General features: G+C 29.8%; 17 protein-coding genes and 2 CRISPR repeat arrays. Of the genes, 16 read left to right on the forward strand and 1 reads right to left on the reverse strand.

Annotation, left to right across the window (positions count from 1 at the left end; genetic code table 11):
• Positions 1-160: 160 nt before the first annotated feature.
• The 3 genes from RBG61_RS11755 (at position 161) to cas13a (ending at position 6,471) form a co-directional block, all read left to right on the forward strand.
• Positions 161-982, forward strand: a complete 822-nt coding sequence (locus RBG61_RS11755; protein WP_307943732.1) for a hypothetical protein — start codon at positions 161-163, stop codon at positions 980-982.
• Between the two features lie 85 nt (positions 983-1,067).
• The gene (locus RBG61_RS11760) at positions 1,068-1,778 is read left to right on the forward strand and encodes a hypothetical protein (protein ID WP_307943733.1); all 711 of its coding nucleotides are present in this window, start codon (positions 1,068-1,070) and stop codon (positions 1,776-1,778) included.
• Between the two features lie 229 nt (positions 1,779-2,007).
• Positions 2,008-2,639: a CRISPR direct-repeat array (repeat unit 33 nt; unit sequence CTTACAACCCCTACATACACGGGGACTATAACA).
• A 139-nt stretch (positions 2,640-2,778) separates the two neighbouring features.
• Positions 2,779-6,471, forward strand: a complete 3,693-nt coding sequence (cas13a, locus tag RBG61_RS11765; protein ID WP_307943735.1) for a type VI-A CRISPR-associated RNA-guided ribonuclease Cas13a — start codon at positions 2,779-2,781, stop codon at positions 6,469-6,471.
• Between the two features lie 132 nt (positions 6,472-6,603).
• Positions 6,604-7,231: a CRISPR direct-repeat array (repeat unit 32 nt; unit sequence CTTACAACCCCTACACACACGGGGACTATAAC).
• Between the two features lie 127 nt (positions 7,232-7,358).
• Here cas13a and RBG61_RS11770 read toward each other — a convergent pair.
• Positions 7,359-8,594, reverse strand: a complete 1,236-nt coding sequence (locus RBG61_RS11770; protein WP_307943738.1) for a DNA polymerase Y family protein — start codon at positions 8,592-8,594, stop codon at positions 7,359-7,361.
• Positions 8,595-8,740: 146 nt separating this feature from the next.
• Between RBG61_RS11770 and RBG61_RS11775 the strand changes: the two genes are divergently transcribed.
• From RBG61_RS11775 to RBG61_RS11835, 13 genes are all read left to right on the forward strand, one after another.
• A complete protein-coding gene (locus RBG61_RS11775) occupies positions 8,741-9,133 on the forward strand; it encodes a helix-turn-helix domain-containing protein (protein ID WP_307943740.1) in 393 nt (130 codons plus the stop codon).
• Between the two features lie 30 nt (positions 9,134-9,163).
• Entirely contained in the window at positions 9,164-9,670 is a 507-nt protein-coding gene (locus RBG61_RS11780) for an ImmA/IrrE family metallo-endopeptidase (RefSeq protein ID WP_307943742.1), read from the forward strand.
• Positions 9,671-9,938: 268 nt separating this feature from the next.
• Complete coding sequence (locus tag RBG61_RS11785) at positions 9,939-11,630, forward strand: DUF262 domain-containing protein (protein ID WP_307943744.1); 1,692 nt, start codon at positions 9,939-9,941, stop codon at positions 11,628-11,630.
• The gene (locus RBG61_RS11790; RefSeq protein ID WP_307943747.1) at positions 11,630-13,603 is read left to right on the forward strand and encodes a DUF262 domain-containing protein; all 1,974 of its coding nucleotides are present in this window, start codon (positions 11,630-11,632) and stop codon (positions 13,601-13,603) included. Before RBG61_RS11785 ends, RBG61_RS11790 begins: the two co-directional genes overlap by 1 nt.
• Positions 13,604-13,721: 118 nt before the next feature.
• Complete coding sequence (locus RBG61_RS11795; RefSeq protein ID WP_307943749.1) at positions 13,722-13,859, forward strand: hypothetical protein; 138 nt, start codon at positions 13,722-13,724, stop codon at positions 13,857-13,859.
• A gap of 57 nt (positions 13,860-13,916) precedes the next feature.
• Positions 13,917-14,192, forward strand: a complete 276-nt coding sequence (locus tag RBG61_RS11800; protein WP_307943751.1) for a hypothetical protein — start codon at positions 13,917-13,919, stop codon at positions 14,190-14,192.
• 136 nt (positions 14,193-14,328) lie between these two features.
• Positions 14,329-14,769 carry a GNAT family N-acetyltransferase gene (locus RBG61_RS11805; RefSeq protein ID WP_307943753.1) on the forward strand — a complete coding sequence of 147 codons (441 nt, stop codon included), beginning with the start codon at positions 14,329-14,331 and terminating at the stop codon, positions 14,767-14,769.
• 139 nt (positions 14,770-14,908) lie between these two features.
• On the forward strand, positions 14,909-15,364 hold the full coding sequence (locus RBG61_RS11810; protein ID WP_307943756.1) for a GNAT family N-acetyltransferase: 456 nt from the start codon (positions 14,909-14,911) through the stop codon (positions 15,362-15,364).
• A gap of 43 nt (positions 15,365-15,407) precedes the next feature.
• Entirely contained in the window at positions 15,408-15,884 is a 477-nt protein-coding gene (locus tag RBG61_RS11815) for a GNAT family N-acetyltransferase (protein WP_307943759.1), read from the forward strand.
• A gap of 163 nt (positions 15,885-16,047) precedes the next feature.
• Positions 16,048-16,401: a DUF952 domain-containing protein gene (locus tag RBG61_RS11820; RefSeq protein ID WP_307943761.1), complete on the forward strand. Its 354-nt coding sequence runs from the start codon at positions 16,048-16,050 to the stop codon at positions 16,399-16,401.
• Positions 16,402-16,438: 37 nt separating this feature from the next.
• Positions 16,439-17,647, forward strand: coding sequence for an RES domain-containing protein (locus tag RBG61_RS11825; protein WP_307943763.1), 1,209 nt, complete (start codon positions 16,439-16,441; stop codon positions 17,645-17,647).
• A gap of 113 nt (positions 17,648-17,760) precedes the next feature.
• Positions 17,761-18,138 (forward strand): VOC family protein, encoded by a 378-nt coding sequence (locus RBG61_RS11830; RefSeq protein ID WP_307943765.1) that lies wholly within the window; start codon positions 17,761-17,763, stop codon positions 18,136-18,138.
• 139 nt (positions 18,139-18,277) lie between these two features.
• Positions 18,278-21,226, forward strand: coding sequence for an SIR2 family protein (locus tag RBG61_RS11835; RefSeq protein ID WP_307943768.1), 2,949 nt, complete (start codon positions 18,278-18,280; stop codon positions 21,224-21,226).
• The last annotated feature ends 81 nt before the right edge of the window (positions 21,227-21,307 follow it).

Consider the following 21,307-nt stretch of genomic DNA (forward strand, 5'->3'; position numbering starts at 1 on the left):
TGGTAGAGGGCTATTTTTATGCCTAATTTTAGTATAATATGTTGTTTTATTTTGGCTTTGGGTATATAATTATGGAAAACATATTTAAATAACTATTAAATAACTAACAACTGTCTATGTTTATGAATAGGCATACTTTTATTGATTGAAGGAGAAATATATGAAAACAGATGAAGAAGAGGATTTATCAGAAATTCTGGACAAGATGTTAGAATTGCAAAAATCCGAAAAAAGCAATACATTTATACATAAGACAATAGTTGTTTTATGTGGGATTGCTGCAATTATCATTATTGTGTTTTTGTGCTTAATGATGTATAAAAACAATTTTTCTATCGAAAGCCTGCTTTCCCTACTGTTGGCGTTTTTCTCAATTTTTATTTCAATGTTTTTCTATTTTAAAGCTTCAGATACTAGTAACGCTTTCTATGATAAATCTTATGATATTATGAAAGATGTATCAGTTACTCTCGGTAAAATTGAAGCTCAATTTGGGGAGAAATTGAATAATTTGAATGATAAAATCTCTCACATATCCTATAAAGAAAGTGAAACAACAGAAAAATTAGAGTCTACCGAAGACGAAAAACAAAAAATAATTGACGAGTTATTTGAAAAGACTCAAATGAATGATAAAGAAAAAGAAGCATATCGAAGAAGATTACAAGAAAAAGAAAAAGAAACTGAAAATTTGCAAAATCAATTGTTAAGATTGCAGCGTGAGAGAAATATGTTAGTCCATAATGATTCTTATTTATTAAATAAAAATAATAGGGTCGATATAAGTAAATTGTTTAAAAAGATTCCATATATGGATTTGTTGGCAATTGCAGAAGGAAGGATAGGTGCAATTAGTATGGAGTCGATGAGGATAATGAGCGATATGGGAATAAATCCTGCTTATCTATTGAACAATGAGAAATTTCGTAGCTTGTTCAAAGAAATGATGGATGATTTACGTCTTGTTAATGAAAATATGTAAATATAAAATTAAATAGGGTATGTAAATACAATTTACTTTAAAAACTAACCACATTCATTAAACAAAGTGAAGAAAGATGAAAATTATGTGTTCTGAAATTGATAATGTTAAAATGAGTTTGGAAAAAATTGAAAGTATATATAGTGCGAAAAATAATCCTGCAATAAAGTCATTATTTTCTATATTAAATACTTTCCCTGTTATAGGTGAGTTAATAGATACAAGTACTGAATATATACTTTTAGATTTTCAAAAGAAAAAACAAGAAAAGCTTTTAGAAGTTATTACTTTAAATAATAACTTTATTACAACTGAAAATGTAAATAATATCGAATTTATCATGAGTTTTATTAAAATTATGGAAGCAGTAAATAAGTTAACTTCAAACGACAAAATAAAGTTTTATGGGAATCTCTTGAAAAATTCTTTTTTATGTGAATATAAAATAGATGATAATTCGTTTGAAGATAATTTACAAGCATTAAATTCATTAACATATAACGATATTATAGTATTAGAGTCTCTAAATTCAAATTACGTAGAAATACCTCAAGATATAGGAAATCAACCAGAAGAATTTAAGAATTCAATAAATACGACTTTGAATAAAATTTCGTTACAAATAAAAAAACCTACAGATTGGATAATTGCAATTTTGGATAAGTTATGTGGTACTGGTATGTGTACAAGGACAATATATCAAAGTTTTACCTTTGGCTTATCAGAAACGGATACTCATTATCAAATTTCACCGCTGTATAGCAATTTGCGTAAATTTATATTAGACGCAAATTAAGATAATAAATTTAATTGAAGAAGTATATATGAAAATAGCTTTGGGTATATAATGATGATTATAAGCTTTTCCATTGGAATTTGTTTCTAAATATTGCGTGCGAACGTGAAGCTTACATAAAAATTAAGTACGGTTTTATGGGATTTATCGGCATATATTTTTGTTCAAAATATAGGTTCGCACTTTTGGGGCTTTTAATCCCTTTACAGAGCCGTTTCTAGGCTCTGCCCTTACAACCCCTACATACACGGGGACTATAACATCACCATTGTAGTAATCCCTATATGCTTGCACAGCTTACAACCCCTACATACACGGGGACTATAACATCACTAGCAATAAATAAGTTACCACTATTATCAACTTACAACCCCTACATACACGGGGACTATAACACCAAGTATTTCTACAATTTTTGAAAGCGGAATGTCTTACAACCCCTACATACACGGGGACTATAACATAAAAGCTCCTTATATAAATCTGTCCAATCAAACTTACAACCCCTACATACAAGGGGACTATAACTCCTTATCTAAATTTATACCTAGCTGAGTTAATACTTACAACCCCTACATACACGGGGACTATAACACGTGAAACATTATATTGCGTACAAGTCGGAGCGCTTACAACCCCTACATACACGGGGACTATAACATCACATCTTACAATTAAAGGCCAATATATAGCTTCTTACAACCCCTACATACACGGGGACTATAACACATTCAGTACATTCTTGCTTTATAACAAGATAAGCTTACAACCCCTACATACACGGGGGCTATAACACACAATCTAAGGCATACATTAGCACGTGTTTATCTTACAACCCCTACATACACGGGGACTATAACAACCTTGTTATGATTGATAACACTTATTACAAGCCTTACAACCCCTACATACACTTAATAAACTGTATAAAAAAGCACTGTGCTCAATCGAGTACAGTGCAAATCATAATAAATAATATTTTGATATGAGGTGTCTATACATGAAACTAACACGTAGTACTAATGCACAAGCTGCCGAATTCTTTCGTGATTCAGATAAAGGAAAATTGATTACTCAAAAAAATCCTGCAATAGATATAACTTCAGATATTATTAAAGCATTGCCTAATACAAAATCATTGGTCGGAAGAATATTATTAAAGCCCAAACAACATGATGACAATAACAAATTCAAAAATTTTGTAGAGAGTTTAGTTAATGGCAAACATAATTTTTCTAATGAATTACCACACTTGAATAATAATACAAATGTAGAAGACCTTATAAACAATAGCCTATCCCGTTACGGTAAAAATCTTAAATATAATAAAGACGGTCTTACTTTAAAAGAGCTGATAGTCAATTACTATAACGGTATAGCGATAGATAACGAATTGATTTTGTTGCATAACCATATTGAAAAAATAATTAACTTTAAAATAGAAAAGTTAACTAAATCTATTTCTGAAAACAGCATTCCTTTTGAGATAGACAACAATCAACTAACCCCTCAATCTAATAAAATGAAATTTCTTTTTAGTCTTTTAAAGAATGATGGTGTAGATAAAAGTAGCTTTGAGAATTTTGAAGCAAAATACAACTATATAATTTTACAAGATAAAATAAAAAATTATATAACTCAAACTGTAGATAGTGGACATAAAATATTATGCAAAATAATTTATTCTATGGTTTTAGAATATAATCATAATTTTTATAAAGCTAATGAAACGGACAGTAATATAGATGCTTATGTTTTCTATTCAAATGAAATTAGAAATCATTTTCGTACTTATTTCCCTGTTAAAAGTAAAAAAGGCTCTGACAGAATTAACAATCTTAATGAAAAAAATGCGATATATTATTGCTCAACAAATTTTGTTTTAGCTCAAGTTTGGAGACATATTATAAACCAGCTTGTGCAAGGTCTTATTATGTATGGTAAATTGCAGCATTATTATTTTGATAATGCTAAATTAAAATGGGAAACCAACAAAATAAATTCTAACGGATTATCCGAAATTCAAATTGAAGAGGCTTTCAAAAAGCAAATGTTCTTATCCTTATGTTTTGGAGCTACAAAGTTAAATTACTTTTATAATTATGCAAGTAATAATATCTCAGAGTTTACTCTAAATAATACTCAAAAAAATGATAAAGATATTTTCTTAGATTTTAAAAATAGAAATTGTTTTTATAGTAAAATAAAAAAAGACTCAATAAAATTTGAAGAGTTGAGAAACAAAATGGCAACTTGTTTTCCTATAGTTACTGAACATTCTGATAAAACAAACAAAATTTACAATGATAAAAAGCTTTTATCAGAAATTTCTAATGAAGAAATATGCTATTTTCTTGAGTATAGTGTCCAATGCTGTTATACAATACGAAATAATATTTTTCACTACAAAGAAGCATCTTTATTAAAAGTTCTTAAAGAAAAATTAAACGAAGATAGTATTTTTGTTAGTCGTATAATCACTTTGTTAAAGATGAATAAAAATGAGTTATTTAAGTCAATTGATACATCTGAACACAAAGAAACAATAAAAGTAATGCTATACAAGCATAAAAGTTATGTAAATAATTGGCTCTATAATAACAATCAAGAATACAAGGAGGAGTTAAAAGAATTATCTAAAAAATCAGATAAAGATAGTTTGTATAAAAATAAAGTTGACAGTTTATTACAAAAAGATAAAGATGAGCTAATTATAATATTACAAACATTTGTACCAAAATTTATTATGGCTGAAAAAGTATCAAAAAATCTTTTACAAATAGATATTAACAATATACAAGCTCAATTTAAAGAACAAATAAGAAGTAGCGGTATAGCCGATTATTACTCTCCGGATACGCTTGAAAAAGTATTTAAATCTCATAATTTAAGGTTTTATTTGTATGCAGAGCCATATCCTATGATGCCATCATTTAGAAATGTTTTTACAAGAGGATGTAACATCTCTAAAGGTAATTTCAATTCAGATGAAAGTAAATGGTTTATGGATAAAGGTACATATAAAAATGAAGAATATCTTGCATATAAAAATTTACTTCAAATTATATACTATAACAGTTTCTTACCTGCTATACAGAGTAAAGAAACAATAATAACAAACTGGATAGATAAAACCAAACTATGGAATAAAGAGCTAGCAAATTTAAAACTAAATAATAAATACCAGTATAAATATCATGATATGCCTGAATATGATAGTACTAAACTATCTGATTATTTAAGTAATTTGCAGCATTTACAATCTATCAGAGAAAATGATGAAAACATTGAAGATGACAATCACTTTACTGAATTTGTGAAGGATATATTTGTCCTTGCTTTTAATGATTTTTTGCAAAAGAAAATTCCAAGTTTATGTGGGATAATAAAATCACCCTGTAAACAATTATCAAATACAACGTTAGATGACGTATTTGTGAGCACTGATTTATCACTAAAAATGAAAACTGATTATAATTCACTTAGTGAGTTTACAGGAGTGTACTTGTTTTTAAAGCTATTGGATCAGAGAGAGCTTAACATACTTTTACACCAATTTATACGATACAGACATTCAACACATATTAGTGATGAAGAGTTGTTGAAAATTGAAGAACTAATTGCTTTGGTACAATTTACTCTTCCACCTCCAACAACAGATGAAAATTATCAAGATAACTTAAAAGATTATTTTTCTAAGTTTATAGACGGTGACTATAAAACAGAATATGAAAAGTTTTATTGCCAAGAAGATGATAAAACACCTATACTTCAACGCAGTATTTCAGTAATTGGTCGCTCAGGTGCAATGGCTTTATATACTGATATGTTTGTTCAAAACGAAAAAATTTATACTGTTACACAATCTGATTATCAACAGTATTGTCACTATAACAAAAAATTAAATGATGGTTTGTCTATAATTGAAGCAAAGCAGAATGTACTGCAAGACTTACATAAACAAATTGTTACTGCAAGAAAAGGTGCTTATATTCAGCCCCAAATTACTAACTATGAAAACCTTGCAAAAGAAATTCAAAACTATAATAATTGCCGTCAAAAAGTTACATTTGAAACGCTTTACAAGGTACACCAAATTCATATTGATATTTTAGGACGGTTTGCGGCTTTTGCCGAGGATTGGGAACGAGATATGTTCTTTATGCTTACAGCACTAAAAGGCTTAGGAAAAGTAAATTTTGATGTTAATAAAGTCTTTGAAAATGGTGGTGTTGTTGGTGATTTATGTGGTGAACTAAAAACAAATAATAAATTATTTTTCAATTTGTGTTGGTCAGACGATTCGGTAAATGATGTTAGAAAGGCAATAGGAGTTCGTAACATACTTGCTCATTTAAATCATATGTCACAATGTTATATAAAAAGTATTGGCAACATTGAGGCACAACCAAGCATTATTGATATTATTAATAAATTGCGTGTACTTTTAGCTTACGATATAAAACGTCAAAATGCTGTTACAAAATCAATTCAAGACTTGCTATTTAAAGATTATAAGATTAAACTTGTATTGGAACCTGAAAAGACTAAAAATCAGCCTAAAATCTTCAAAATTAAATCTCTGAAAACTGATAATATTATTCATCTAAAGAAAATAAAAGCGATTCCAATAGAAGCTCATGATGATTTTATGATTAGTCTAGTAAAAAAGCTTCTAGAATTTAAATATTGAGTGCGAACCCCAAGCGACCATAAAATTTAAGTACGGTTTTATGCGGTTTGTTGGCACAAATTTATGCTAAAAATATAGGTTCGCACTTTATGGGTTTTAAAGCCCTTAGCAGAGCCATTTTTTGGCTCTGCCCTTACAACCCCTACACACACGGGGACTATAACCAAGATACTCCTCCAAAGTTTCCACTATCAAGATCTTACAACCCCTACACACACGGGGACTATAACGATTATGACGCAGAGTTTGACACTTTAGAAAATGCTTACAACCCCTACACACACGGGGACTATAACCTAAAATGGGAAATGGAAATACACAAAATGTGAAACTTACAACCCCTACACACACGGGGACTATAACATCCTTAAAAGTACCGATTAAAAAATTAACTAATCTTACAACCCCTACACACACGGGGACTATAACGAGTGCATTATCCCAGTAAATTTTACTTATATTACTTACAACCCCTACACACACGGGGACTATAACCGTATAGAAGCGTCATAAATTGGTATCTCAAACACTTACAACCCCTACACACACGGGGACTATAACTTTTTCACAAGTTATGAAAGAAACAGTATCCGCACTTACAATCCCTACACACACGGGGACTATAACAATATACCTTTTGCATAACTCCAATTTTTAGCGTCTTACAACCCCTACATACACGGGGACTATAACTACAATAGCAACTCCGTGAATAACAATAGCATTAGCTTACAACCCCTACACACACGGAGCATAAAAGGTATAAAATAGTAATCAAAAATAAAAACAGCCCTCTGCCAAACGGTAGAGGGCTTTAGTCTTTAGTTAGGGCGATTTAACACTGGTTAGCCTGTAAACAGATGCCACTATAAAGTAAATAAGTTATATTACCTATACATGCTACTCGGCATCATGGCAGGAGTCCTGTTTCTAGCCACTTTCATGTCCATCATTAAAGTAGCAACAGTGACAGAACTTTTACCATATCGATCACGTATCTTATCAACAGCTCTATCAATTTTTTCTCCGTTGATGTGTTTTTTAGAGCTAAAAAAGAATCCGTATTGCTGAGGGCAGTCATCCGATACAAGGTTGATTGCCCTTATTGTTACTGCTCGGACATTGTAGTTCCAATTGTAGTTTTGTTTAAATAAATTAATTGCAGCTTGGGCTAGCTCTAAAAAGTTTTGTGTATAACAAGGAAGTGGGGCTTGAAACTGTTTTACATATAGGTTTTCATCTTTCACACTTATCTGTACACCACTTGCAGCAAGATGATTATCTCTTAATCGCTTTCCTACATCCTCAGCTAATTCTAAGAATATCTGCCATACCTCATCTTCATTTTCTAAGTCTGCATTACAAGTAATACCATGCCCTACACTTTTAATGGGTGCACGATAATCGGTATGCATAACCCTAGAGACATCTAATCCGTTAGCAGCAATCCATAGGTCATAGCCATTCTTGCCGAGTACAAATTTCAAGAACTCTGGATCAGATTGTGCTAAATCGCCTAATGTATTGATACCATACTTCTTTAATTTCAAAGTAGTCGACCTACCTACAAATATCATTTCACATGCAGGTACCCCCCATATCTTTTCTTTAAAAGAATTTTTCTCAATAACAGTAACTGCATCAGGCTTTTTCATATCACTACCAAGCTTAGCAAATATCTTATTAAATGACACACCTACTGATACTGTTAAACCTAATTCAGATTTAACAGTTTCCTTAATTTGATATGCAATATCGTACCCACTACCGAATAACATAGTACTTCCTGTTACATCAAGCCAACATTCATCTATTCCGTATGGCTCTATCATATCAGTATAGCGATAATATATTTCTCGTACTTTTCTAGAGTAATAAAGATATTCAGAATAGTGAGGTGGCACAATTGTCAAGTCTGGACACTTCTGTTTAGCTTGCCATATTACTTCGCCAGTCTTTACTCCATAACTCTTTGCTAATTCATTCTTAGCTAATACAATACCATGCCGGTCTTCTTGTGAGCCACATACAGCAACAGCTTTTCCTTTTAGTTCAGGGTTTAGCATACACTCAATTGAGGCGTAACAATTGTTAAGATCGGCGTGAAGAATAATTCTTTCCATCAGAACACTCCTTGACAAATTAAACGAACACAAGTATAATAATAACGAACACAAATTCATATTATAGTGTATTATGAATTATATACGAATATTCGTTCGTTGTCAATATAAAAGACGAATTATATTTCACAGCAAGGAGTCATAACATGATGTTTTCAGAAAAACTAAAACAGCTACGAAAGAGTGCGAAAATGTCACAACCAGAACTAGCGAAAGCATTGGGTGTGACAACTAGAACAGTACAATACTATGAAGCAGGAGAGCGTTATCCTCAAACTGCTCAAATTACAAATAAGATATGTGAGATATTCCAAGTGTCCAATACATACTTAATGTCAGAACAAGATGAGTTTATCAAAGAAGCTACTGAAAAATACGGTACGAGTGGTAAGAATAAAGCCAATGCTATCATAGCTGAAACTAGCGGTCTATTCGCAGGTGGCGAATTAGACGAAGAAGATAGAGACTTATTTTTCAAAGCCATCACAGATATCTATTTTCAATCAAAAGAGCGTGCTAAAAAATACGCAAGTAAATAAGATTACTTTCATAGGAAGAGGGGTGAACGAGTGAGCCAATATATAACTGATATCGTAGATCAACTGGTAAAACAATATAAGACGAGAGATCCGTTTGAGTTAACTGAAGCATTGAATATCTTCGTAGGATATCGTCCATTCAATAGCCTAAAAGGTTTCTATTGTGTAATGAATAGAGAGCGCCATATTATTTTGAATGATAACTTATCCGAACAAGAACAACGACTTGTTATTGCTCATGAGTTAGGCCATGATAGGCTTCACCAAACCTTTGCAAAAGTATCTCCTATGAAAGACTTTCAGTTATACGATATGACTTCAAAGCCTGAGTATCAAGCCAACTACTTCGCAGCAGAGTTGTTAATTGATGATAACGATGTCATTAACCTAGCGGAAGAAGGTATGGACTACAATAACATTGCACAACTCTTAGAAGTACCAAATGATTTACTTTCGTTTAAACTCCACTCGCTCAACCAGAAAGGTTACAAATTTAATATACCTAAGAATATATCCAGTAGATTTTTAGGAAAATAAATAAACTCACTCTCAAGTAACAGAGAGTGAGTTTTGCTATGTCCAATAATAGCTTGTAAGTACTAATAGAATACAAAATGAACCTATAAATATGGAAATGTATATTGTATGCAAATGGATAATGTTGTATAATAACGAAGAGGGTAATTTTATATACCCCACTATCCATTAGGCGAATAATGCGAAGTTATACAAACATTGTATAACTTACTTGAAATAAAAAATAAAAATAAATACAACATTTTAAATATTGAAAGGACTAAAACCTATGAACAGCATAAGATTAAAAACCATTAATGAGTTGTCACAATACTCCTTCTATATACCTTCATATCAACGTGGCTATAGATGGACAGCTCAGGAAGTTAAAGATTTATTAAATGATATTAATGAATTTTCACCTAGAGAAATTGATGATACAGAAAATAAAACATGGTACTGCCTACAACCAATTGTTGTAAAAGTTAGAAGTGAAAATGAATATGAAGTTATTGATGGACAACAGAGATTAACCACAGTATATCTTGTTTTATATTATCTAAATCAAGATTTTATTCAGAAAAGACAAGACAAGTTATTCTTAATCGACTATCAAACAAGACAAGATTCTAAATCTTTTTTGCAAAATCCTGAAAAAGATAATGATAGTTGCATTGATTACTTTTATATGCACGAAGCCTATAAAACAATCGAAACATGGTTTCAAGAAAAAGAGGAAGGAGATTTATTTGACAAAAACGAGTTTCGTTCAAAATTAAAATTTCACACAAAGGTTATTTGGTATGAAACAACAGAAGAAAATCCAATCACAGTATTTACTAGACTTAATATTGGAAAAATAAGTCTTACAAATGCTGAACTTATTAAAGCTTTATTTTTAAATAGCTCAAATTTCCGTTCTAGTAATGCAGATAGAATGAGACTTCGTCAAATGGAAATTGCAAACGAATGGGATATTATCGAAACTTCTCTTCAAAACAATAAGTTGTGGTTCTTTTTGAGCGACGAACAAAAAGATGATAATCGAATAGAGTATATTTTTGATTTGATGAATGACTCTTCAGATACTGATCCATATTCAACATTTAGATTTTTCTATTCTAAATTAGCAGAAAAAACTGAAGATGATATGAATAGATATTGGGAAACAATACAGGCTTATTATCAAAGGTTTAACGAATGGTTTAGCGAACGAGAATTATATCATAAAATTGGATTTATTTTAACAACAAAAATAGCAAAGGTAAAAGAACTGTACGATAAATCATCCACAGTAAGAAAAAGTGACTTTATTTCTTATATTAATACAATTATTAAAAATTATTACAAAAGCCAAAACTTGTTTGATTTAGACTATGAAAACAAAAATACTAAGAGCATTTTATTGTTATATAACATCTTAACAATGCTACAGAATAAACATGATTTTTCGTATTTCCCTTTTGATGATTTTAAGTTGAACAAGTGGAATATTGAACATATAGCGTCACGTAAGGACTCAAGCTCTATTCCAATGACAAACAGAAAAGATTGGCTTTTAGATGTAAAATGCTATATTGATAAAGAACAAGCTCCCAATTTAATAAAGCAAATAGATAATATGATTGTTAAGTTAACATTCGAATGTGAAGAAGAATTTACCTCGTTATTCGATGAAGTCACTGTTCATTTCAATCAACATATGAATGAAGCAGAAGATGTTGACGGAATTTCAAATTTAGCTTTGTTAGATGAAAAAACCAATAAAGGATATAAAAATGCTGTGTTCCCATTGAAACGCAAATGCATTATCGAACTTGATAAAACTGGTGGTTTTGTTCCTATATGCACAAAAAATGTATTTTTAAAATACTTTAGCGATTACCCTCCAAAAATATCTTTTTGGACACAGGAAGATCGTGAAAAATATGAGCAAGATTTGGTTCGTGTTTTAACAAAATTTATAGAGGTGAATAAGTAATGGATAAGGATATATATTCTTTTTATGAATTAGTACAAAAATACAAAGTAAAAGTTCCTATTATTCAAAGAGACTATGCACAAGGAAGAGAAAAGAATGTAGTAATATGTGAAAATTTTCTCAGAGCAATAAAAGAAAGCATTAGAAGCAATAAGACTATAGATTTGGATTTTATATATGGCAATGTAGAGGATGATGTATTTTTACCTCTAGATGGTCAACAACGACTTACAACGCTATTTTTACTTCATTGGTATGCTTTTATTAGAGAAGTAACCGATGATTTCGCTAAAGAAAACTTAAAAAAGTTTTCATACGAAACAAGATTGTCTTCTCGTCGTTTTTGTGAAGCCTTATTAGAAAATTCAGTTCTTGTGGATGCTTCATGCGATTCGGTAAGCGGACAAATTCTTGATTCAAAATGGTTTTTTATATCTTGGAAAAATGACTCTACTATAAGAGCTATGTTAAGAACCATTGATACTATTCACTCTGTTTTTAGAGGTGTGGATAATATTTGGAATTCACTTGTAAATAGCAAAAATGTTGTGTTCCATCTTTTAATACTTGAAAACTTTGGACTATCTGATGATCTGTATATAAAAATGAATGCTCGAGGTAGGTTACTGACACCTTTCGAAAACTTGAAAGCAGAGATCCAAGATAAGTCCTCAAAATGCAATTGGGAAGAGGATAAGAATGAATTAGATAAATTTTCATACAAAATAGATGAAATGTGGACGAATTTTTTGTGGCATAATTTCAAGAAGTGTAATTCTGTAGACAATGCACATATGAATTTCATAACAACTATTGTTATGGCAAAATTATCGACAGGTCAGATATTAAAAGGTGCCGAACGTATTGATGTTATAAGAAAGCTTAATGAAAATAATTCTGATAGAGAACTTATAAAATACATTGATAAGGATACTTTTAATTATATTTATGATGCTTATGAATTGTATTGTAATTTGTATGACGTCAATGATTTGCCTTCTCTAAATATTGATATGTGGAGACATACACCTGAACATAATCTTCTTTATCAAATTTTACTTGGGTATAACACCTCTTATACTCACAAAGTATTGTTTTATGCACAAACGGAATATTTATTGAAGAATAGAGTTGTTAACCAAGAACTATATTGTGAATGGATGAGAGTCGTAAGAAACATTGTTTCTCGTGCAGACCTTACTGCAGATGGTAAAAGAAGTGATAGAGTAAGAAGTCCAGAAGCTTTTTATGGTGCCATTAATCTAGTCAGAGAACTTGCAGCAGGTTGCAGTAATATTTATAGCCATTTGATAAATAAAGACATATCATCTTCTTATGAACGTGAACAAGTGAAAGAAGAAATTATTAAAGCGAAAATAATAAATCGTAACCCTGAACAAAAAGAATTAATATTTAAAACTGAAGATAATGAAATTCTGAGGGGTAAAATTTCTTTCGCATTGGAATGTGCAAATTTTAAAGATAGTGCTAATGAGATTGATTTTAAGTTACTTGAAAAAGTTCAAAAAGTTTTTGAAAAATATTTTAACAGAGAATTGGACAATAACAACAGAGAATTTGATAAGTTCAGACGTGCAATGCTTACAATAGATGTCAATGGAAAATATCAGTACTACAATTATTGGTGGTCTTATTGGTATGCCGGGGAAGCTGAAAAGAGAAAGTTATTTCCGTTATTTAGAGAAATTGAATATTTTATAGGTTTAGATGATTTTAAGCCATATTTTAAAAAGTTAATTACTCAACTCATTTCTAAAAATTATAATGAAATAATCTCAGGGTTTGTTAAGCCAGATAGTATGGAAAATTGGCAATATAGACTAATCAAAGAGGAAAATTTGCTATTCAACTGTGATTGTAAATATATTGCGATTTCTCAAGATAGAACATACTGTTATTTACTGAAAAGCAAACGACCATCTGATACTGACGGAAGCAAAAGAATAAAATAGTTTTGAGTAGCACCATTTGTCACACTGGTGTAGAAATATGACGTTAAATTAAAACAAATAAACGTTGTATTATAGCAAGAAATAGAAAGATAAAGATTATGAATATTAGGAAAATTATATGGAATTAACGTTAGATTTAAAAAATATAGGTTATTCTTTAATAGACACAAGTGAAGCTAAATTAGATGGCTTTATAGGTGTCGAGATAAAATCACATAGTAAATATATTGTTGAGCATAGCAACTCATTATGTTAAAAAAACGTCGCATTATAGCAATAATGGAAAATTAAAAAACAAAAAAGGAGAATTTATATGTCTAGAAATAAAATCAATATTGCAATTCCTAAATTAAAGCAACATGCCGACAAGGTTCTATGTGATCTAGGATTTAACTGCTCTACTATTGAGTTTGTGGATGAGTATAAAAAGCAATTTCGAGAAGAGTATTTAAAATATGAACATGGTTATAATAGCGTATTGCGACAACAAAAAGCTGGTAAAGGAACTCCACCATCCCCAGAGAAATACTTAGCACTTGCATACAACAATGCAGTTGCAAGACACAAAAAAGAAGAAACTGTTGATTAGACTGATACCTTCATCTATGTAAATCTTTATTCTTAATTATATACAATTGTAGAATTTGTTGATGAAAATTAACAATTGCTGATTATGTTTAAATAGAGTTTAACTAAAGAAAAATTATACTAGGAAGTTTGTTAGAGTGAAAATAAAACGTTTAGAATATAATAGTTTACTGTGGGAAAAGGCAATTGAATTTGCTGAAAATTGTTCCTGGATTGCCGGTAAACATATTGCAGGGATGTTAAGAGAAAATCGATTTTTCGACTGGGAAGCCTTTTTTGTAGCAACTGAGGGTGATAATATTATTGGTTATTGTTCGTTCTTAAAGGAAGATTATTACCCTGAAAATAGATATTTTCCATGGATTAGTAGTGTTTTTGTAGACGAAAACATGCGGGGACATAGAGTGAGTCATAAAATGATAGAAACAGCTATTGTATATGCTAAAGAACATGGATTTACAAAAGTGTATATTCCATCCGATATGAAAGGCTTTTATGAAAAATGCGGTTTTAGACCAATTGATAAGTTAAAGAATTATGGTGGAGATATCGATACTATATTTATACGAGAAATATAGTTTGTCACGCAAATATATTATTATAGAAATAATTTTAGGAAGTAATACAATAGCAATAACTTGAAGCATGTACAGCTTCATATTAAGCTAATAATTCGAATATAATAAAGGTTATGAATATAATAGGAGGAAAAATGAAATGCAAATCGTTGCTCATACAATGGAATATACTGGCGGAGAAATTTTTTGTGAGTTGGACGTTGCCAACTACACTGTTGACGATTATGCCGAATACAAGCGTGTATATGAAGAATGCTTTTTCGATATGAGAACTGCATTAGAGCTTCAACCTGTTAATTGTTGTGATAGCAATGATATACTTTTAGGAAAAGCAACCCAAATATTTATACTAAGAGAAGATGGTATATTCGTTGGCTCTGTTGCAATTTACGGTAATGAAATTGATGACCTTGTTGTATCGAAAGAATCTCAGAATCGAGGTTATGGAAAGAAATTGTTGCTATTTGCTGTTTCTAAAATGCAAAAAAGTCAGGTTAATTCAATAATGCTTCATGTGGCTGATTGGAATAAAAACGCTATAAATTTATATTTAAACAATGAATTTATAATTTCGAAAACAGAAACGATTAACTAAAACAAATGAATATTATGTACATAGCTTATGATAGGAAATTTATATGGAATTAACGTTGGATTTAAAAAATATGGGCTATTCTTTAATAGACACAAGTGAAGCCGACTTAGATGACTTTATAGGTGTCGATATAAAATCACATAGTAAATATATTGTTGAGCATAGTAACTTTTTTGGCGAATGGAATAAAGATATTCTGGTTAACGCTTTTTATTGTAAAAGAAAACTAACATTTTTCAAAAAGTTGCTTTTAAATGACGAAGTAGTGGGCTTTTTGGGTTATGACCAGAAAGAAGATAAAATTGACAATGTATACATTCGTATCATTGATAAGGCTCAAAATAAAGGAATAGGTACATTGTTTTTATCATATTTAATGAAACTATCTAAGAGGCTTTGCAAACCAGTATTTATTGTGGCAATTAAAACAAATCCTGCACAAAATTTATATAAGCGATTAGGATTTGAATTTTATAAAGAAAAAGATGTATTTTACTTTTTTAGATATTGCCCTCGATAAATTTAAAATAGCAGAACTTTGGTTGAAAAATAAGTTTAACCAACCACTAAAGATTAATATAATAAGCGTCACATTATAGCAATAACTCGAAGCATGTATGGCTTCATATTAAGCTAATAATGCGAATATGAAAAAAGGCTTTTTATAAAATGGGGGTTAATATATGATTTTACATTGCATGAAAAAGTCTACATGGGAAGAAGTGAAAAATAAAAACATATGGGGCAAAGAACTTATTGAGAAAGAAGGGTTTATCCATTGTAGCACTATTGAATATTTTTGGAGAGTAGCACCCAACTTTAAAGGAATTAAAGATGAGATGGTTTTGCTTTGTATAGATGAAGAAAATTTAATTTCAAAAGTGTGTTATGAAGATGGTGATAATTGTGGTCGTTTCTACCCACATATTTATGGTGTAATAAATAATAGTTCTGTAATTAAAGTGTTGCCTTTTTTGCGTAGTAATGATGGAAAGTTTATAAAAAATATAGAATTAGCCCATATTGAAGATAAGTGAAATCCATGAAGAAAATGAGCATGATGAGGTGAAATTTTTGAGCATAAAGGACTTTATTTTAGATTTATCTAAAGTTAATAAGAGCGAGAATGTTTTTTCTACACCAAAGCACATAAATGAAGATTCTGCATATCTCAGTGAATTATCAAAAATTTATAATGAAATAGAAAGAGTTGCATTACAACATCATTGGGCTTGTTTAATTAACGAAACCAAGGCTATTAAAAGAGCTGTTAAACAGTACTATGACGGTAGAATTGATTTGTCTTTGCAGTTAATTGGAAAGATAATTAAAGAGCTCAAGCAGGTTCCCTATATATGCACGGCATTTAATAATTGCTGTGCATTTAACAACAATATTCCTATTAATATAAGAAATTACAACAATGTTAGCTTATATCGAGCTAGGACAGGGATACCTGATAATTTTGAAGACATCTCATCTATGTATCATATCCCATTTAATAAGAGAGAGAAAGTCAGAAGTCAAAGATTCAGTATTCCTGGTTTTCCGTGTCTTTATTTGGGCAAAAGTGTTTATACCTGTTGGATGGAACTGAGTCAGCCATCTGATTCGGAGTTTTATGTTTCTAGAGTAACTGTTGACGACTGTATAAGAATATTTAACTTATCTGTTAATTTTTATGACTTAGAAAAGCTTTGCGACGCTTTAAAGAGTGACACGTTAGAAGACGTCCATTCAATATATAGGGGTGTAACGACCGAAGAATTTATACTAAATTATACAAAATTATGGATCTTATGTTTAGCATGCTCGTTTAAGGTAAAAGAAGCAAATAGACAGTTTAAATCTGATTATATTGTTCCACAATTAGTAATGTTGGCGTTAAAACGATATCACATACCTGCTATTGCATATTTAGGAAAAACTTTTTGTGAAGATGAGCCATATCATAATTTTGCAAAGCTTAATCTAAACGTAGCAATTATTATGGATGGGAAAGATACTTTTATCTACAAAAAGAATAAATGTGAATTTTCGGAATTAATGAAAAAAATACAATTGTCTTATCCAATAAACTACTCACAATTCAAGAATTTAAAGAATTTTCGTTCAAGTGAAAAGGGCGAGAGCGATAACGCTCAAGATAATCCACAATGCTTTGTAAATCATCATATAAAAATTGCTGGAACGTATAAGTCCTATGATCATACCTATTTTTGCGAATTTGAACGTTACATAGATATAATTCAAAAAAAGTGCACTTGTGAAGTAAAAAGTTAATTAGTATCATGTTTTAGCAATAACTCGAAGCATGTACAGTTTCATATAAGGCTAATTAACGTCACATTATAGCCATAATTAACATTTTTAATAAATAAAATTGGGGTGAAAAAATGAAACTATATATGTCTCATTGTGTTTTTCCATCATTAAATATTAACGCTACCGCATCATACTATGTTGAAAGTTTAGGGTTCAGACGAGTTGATTATTTGGAAGCAAAAGAACCACATATTTGTCTATACAGAGATTCTACGGAAATAATATTAACACAATCTAATGGTCAACAGGTGATTCCAAACAGAGAATTATATGGCTATGGTTATGATGCTTATTTCATTACTGACAGCCAACAAAAATTACAAGTAGAGTTTGAAAAAGCTAATGTAAAGATTGTACGCAAGTTGCAACAGACAGATTATCACAATCAAGAATTTGTTATTGAAGATATAGATGGTCGATGGCTTGGATTTGGCATTAAAGTAGAATAAGTTTACAAATAGTGGCCTCGATTGAACAGTATTCTCAATATTACGCATTATAGCAATAATGCGAAATTCAAAGTATTCAATCACAAAAAAACCATGTAAACTTTTTAATAACATAAAAATTTGAAAGTGAAATATAGACATGTATAAAGATATTTTTAAAAGAATTCTAACGTCATCAGAAACATGCTCTTTAACTTTTTTTGTTGGAGCTGGCATATCAGCTTTATCAAAAGCACCAAAATGGTCGGATTTACTCAGTGAAATTTGCAAACAAATTGATATTGATCCTAAAGAAAAATACACTTCTGATGAAAGTTTGCAAATTCCGCAAATATATTACTGCTCAATAAATAAAGACGAGAAAAAGTATTACTCTTTTATTCAAAGCCTATTTAATAAACATGAAATCCTGCCAAATGAGATTCATAAAAAAATATTTGATCTAAATCCTGAATCCATTATTACAACTAACTTTGACCAACTTCTTGAAAATGCTGCTACTTATTATTGTAAAGGCTATAGAGTAATAGCATGTGATGATGAAATTCCAAATATAAATGGAAATAAATTCATTCTCAAACTTCATGGAGATTTTAAACATAGAAATATTGTGTTTAAAGAAGAGGATTACTTAAATTACAGTGAAAAATTTAAATTAACAGAAACAATTCTTAAATCAGTTTTTTCTACAAATACGGTTGTTTTTATTGGATATGGATTAAATGATTATAACATAAAATTGATATTAAACTGGGCAAAAAGTCTCTTGAAGGATAAATTTAATAAACCAATTTTTATTTATACTGATGACAAAGAATTATCTGCTTCGGAATTACAGTATCAAGAAGATAAAGGCTTGGTCGTCATACAATATCAAAAATTACTTGCTAATAAATCCGTAAGTAATGATTTTTCAGATCGATATAAAATAGTTCTTGATTCAATAAATAATGCATCTCAACTTGATATTCATGGAAAAGACGAAGATGAGCTATTTAATGTTCTTTATGAACTTGTAAAGCCGCTAAATAGATTTTATTCGCTAAAAACTCAAGATCTGCAAAGGTCTCTACACCCTTATGTAATAGTTGAAGAAGATGGTACTATTCTTGTAGCGCCTGATAATAAAGATATTCTTAAATATTACATTAAAATAAGTGAAATGGATATACAAGAAAAAAGCCAACTTTCAAAGGACACTCGCCAAAAATATGATTATATTACTTCTGTTTTTTCTAAGGCAAGAGTTCGACAATTAAGAGAAGAAAGGTCATTAAAAAAAATAAACGGAATAGAATATGAATTTGCAGAATCAAAGTGTATTCATTTTGATTATAAGGGAATGAATAAATTTATTCAAAATAATTCTGATTCTTTACAGGTGAAATATCAAAAAGCATATTATCTGGCAAAACTGAATAAGTACCAAGAATCTTTAAATTTGTTTTCAGAGGTAGCGAAAGAATCATATTACAATAATGATTTTTTCCTCTATTACTTATCTCAGGTCAATAGAAATAATCTTATATCGGCAATGAAAAGTGTTAATGGTAGTTTGTGGTATTTTAATTATTATGATTTAAATGGAATCGAAAAAGATGAAAGAGTTTTCGAGGAACTTCCGGTTGAATTTCAGGTTGAATATGCAAATTTTAAAGATTTGAATTCCGTAAATTTATTGTATAAAAACTCTTATGAATCATTTATTGAAGGGCAAAAGTTATCGCACTCTATTGAGTCAAATACATTTGAAATGGGATTTACAAGTAGTGATAAAGTGATTTGTCGAATAAATAATAATCTACATTTTTTACTCGGGAATGGTATTTATGTGGATGAATTTTCTGAGTTTAAGAATACCATTAAAAATCTCATGTCACTACTTGTGCACAAATATTCAGTGCAAAACAAGTTGCCTATATATGATGACATGTTCAGCAATATTGCACAAGAGAAAATATCATTTGATGAAGTTGATTTTTATTGTTTTATTGAATATTTTGGTTGTAAGGAAATAGTAGAACTATTCAAGAAATATCAAATAGACGTTCTCGAATTTTCTCATCCAGAAAAAATAGAGAAATCTATTCGAAATTTAATGAATTATTATAATTATTTGATAAAAAGTGAAGCTACTGAAAGACAAAGACTTCCGTTACAATTAAAACTTAAAAATTGTTTAGCCCTTTTGAAATATGTTAATTTATCTCAAAAAATAGTGAATGAGATTTGCAACTTTATTTTCAAATATGAGTTTAGAGAAATACTGATAGATGATAAGATATTGTTTATTGATTCACAAATACACCGCCACAAAAAATATAGTGACATCACAAAACGAATTATTAGTGACAAATTATTTTATTATATGGATATGCATATTAAATCTATACAGGATGGGAATTCCTTTGAATTGCTTTCGTCGCATACAGGTATGAGCTATAGCAATTTAATATACTATGTTGATCCCAATGATAAAACAGTTTGTTCCAATAAATTAGCTTTGCGTATTTCTCGCATCTTGAAAAATGAATATAGCCAGATGTACAAAGCAGTATATAATTATTACTTTGATTACTTATCAACAAATCAAAAAAATAAGATAATTAAATGGGCTAAGTTAAAACTCAAAACAAAATTTGATTTTGGATTATTTGCAGTTCTAATTCAAGGAAAAGTGAAAATCAATAAGATACTTATAGAGCTATTAAAAAACCATTTAAGATTAGTATGCAATCAGGAGGAAAAATCAGGGATTCAGGTATATCCCAAAAGAGATAAATTTGATGACTTAAAAAATGTTGGATACTGGATACATATTGGGTTATTACCCAAGAAAGAATTTGAAGAATTTATAGGTATAAACGATAATTTTGATTTTTATTATTTATATGAGAAATTCAATTTTGAAAAATTTGATATTACTTGGCTTTTTAACTTATATCCCAATACATATAAATCTATAATAGAAAATGATAGTGTTAAAGAAAAAATACGAAAGAAAATCTCAGAAGTATTAATGTCAAAAACTTTAAATGATGTTGAACAAAATGAATTAACATCCATATTGTTAAAGTGGTTTTGCTAAGGTTTCTATTATTACATCTATGCTAGTTTTCCATTACGTTTAAAGTGAATAGCAATAATGAGAAGCACCATAGAATATAAT

Origin of the sequence: Paludicola sp. MB14-C6 (assembly GCF_030908625.1) — a bacterium.
Lineage (GTDB): Bacteria > Bacillota > Clostridia > Oscillospirales > Ruminococcaceae > Paludihabitans.

Bases quoted from the DNA above. Each gene is read 5' to 3' on its own strand.
- RBG61_RS11755 (WP_307943732.1), top strand. From the start codon at position 161: ATGAAAACAGATGAAGAAGAGGATTTATCAGAAATTCTGGACAAGATG.
- RBG61_RS11760 (WP_307943733.1), top strand. From the start codon at position 1,068: ATGTGTTCTGAAATTGATAATGTTAAAATGAGTTTGGAAAAAATTGAA.
- cas13a (WP_307943735.1), top strand. From the start codon at position 2,779: ATGAAACTAACACGTAGTACTAATGCACAAGCTGCCGAATTCTTTCGT.
- RBG61_RS11770 (WP_307943738.1), bottom strand. From the start codon at position 8,594: ATGGAAAGAATTATTCTTCACGCCGATCTTAACAATTGTTACGCCTCA.
- RBG61_RS11775 (WP_307943740.1), top strand. From the start codon at position 8,741: ATGATGTTTTCAGAAAAACTAAAACAGCTACGAAAGAGTGCGAAAATG.
- RBG61_RS11785 (WP_307943744.1), top strand. From the start codon at position 9,939: ATGAACAGCATAAGATTAAAAACCATTAATGAGTTGTCACAATACTCC.
- RBG61_RS11790 (WP_307943747.1), top strand. From the start codon at position 11,630: ATGGATAAGGATATATATTCTTTTTATGAATTAGTACAAAAATACAAA.
- RBG61_RS11795 (WP_307943749.1), top strand. From the start codon at position 13,722: ATGGAATTAACGTTAGATTTAAAAAATATAGGTTATTCTTTAATAGAC.
- RBG61_RS11800 (WP_307943751.1), top strand. From the start codon at position 13,917: ATGTCTAGAAATAAAATCAATATTGCAATTCCTAAATTAAAGCAACAT.
- RBG61_RS11810 (WP_307943756.1), top strand. From the start codon at position 14,909: ATGCAAATCGTTGCTCATACAATGGAATATACTGGCGGAGAAATTTTT.
- RBG61_RS11815 (WP_307943759.1), top strand. From the start codon at position 15,408: ATGGAATTAACGTTGGATTTAAAAAATATGGGCTATTCTTTAATAGAC.
- RBG61_RS11820 (WP_307943761.1), top strand. From the start codon at position 16,048: ATGATTTTACATTGCATGAAAAAGTCTACATGGGAAGAAGTGAAAAAT.
- RBG61_RS11830 (WP_307943765.1), top strand. From the start codon at position 17,761: ATGAAACTATATATGTCTCATTGTGTTTTTCCATCATTAAATATTAAC.
- RBG61_RS11835 (WP_307943768.1), top strand. From the start codon at position 18,278: ATGTATAAAGATATTTTTAAAAGAATTCTAACGTCATCAGAAACATGC.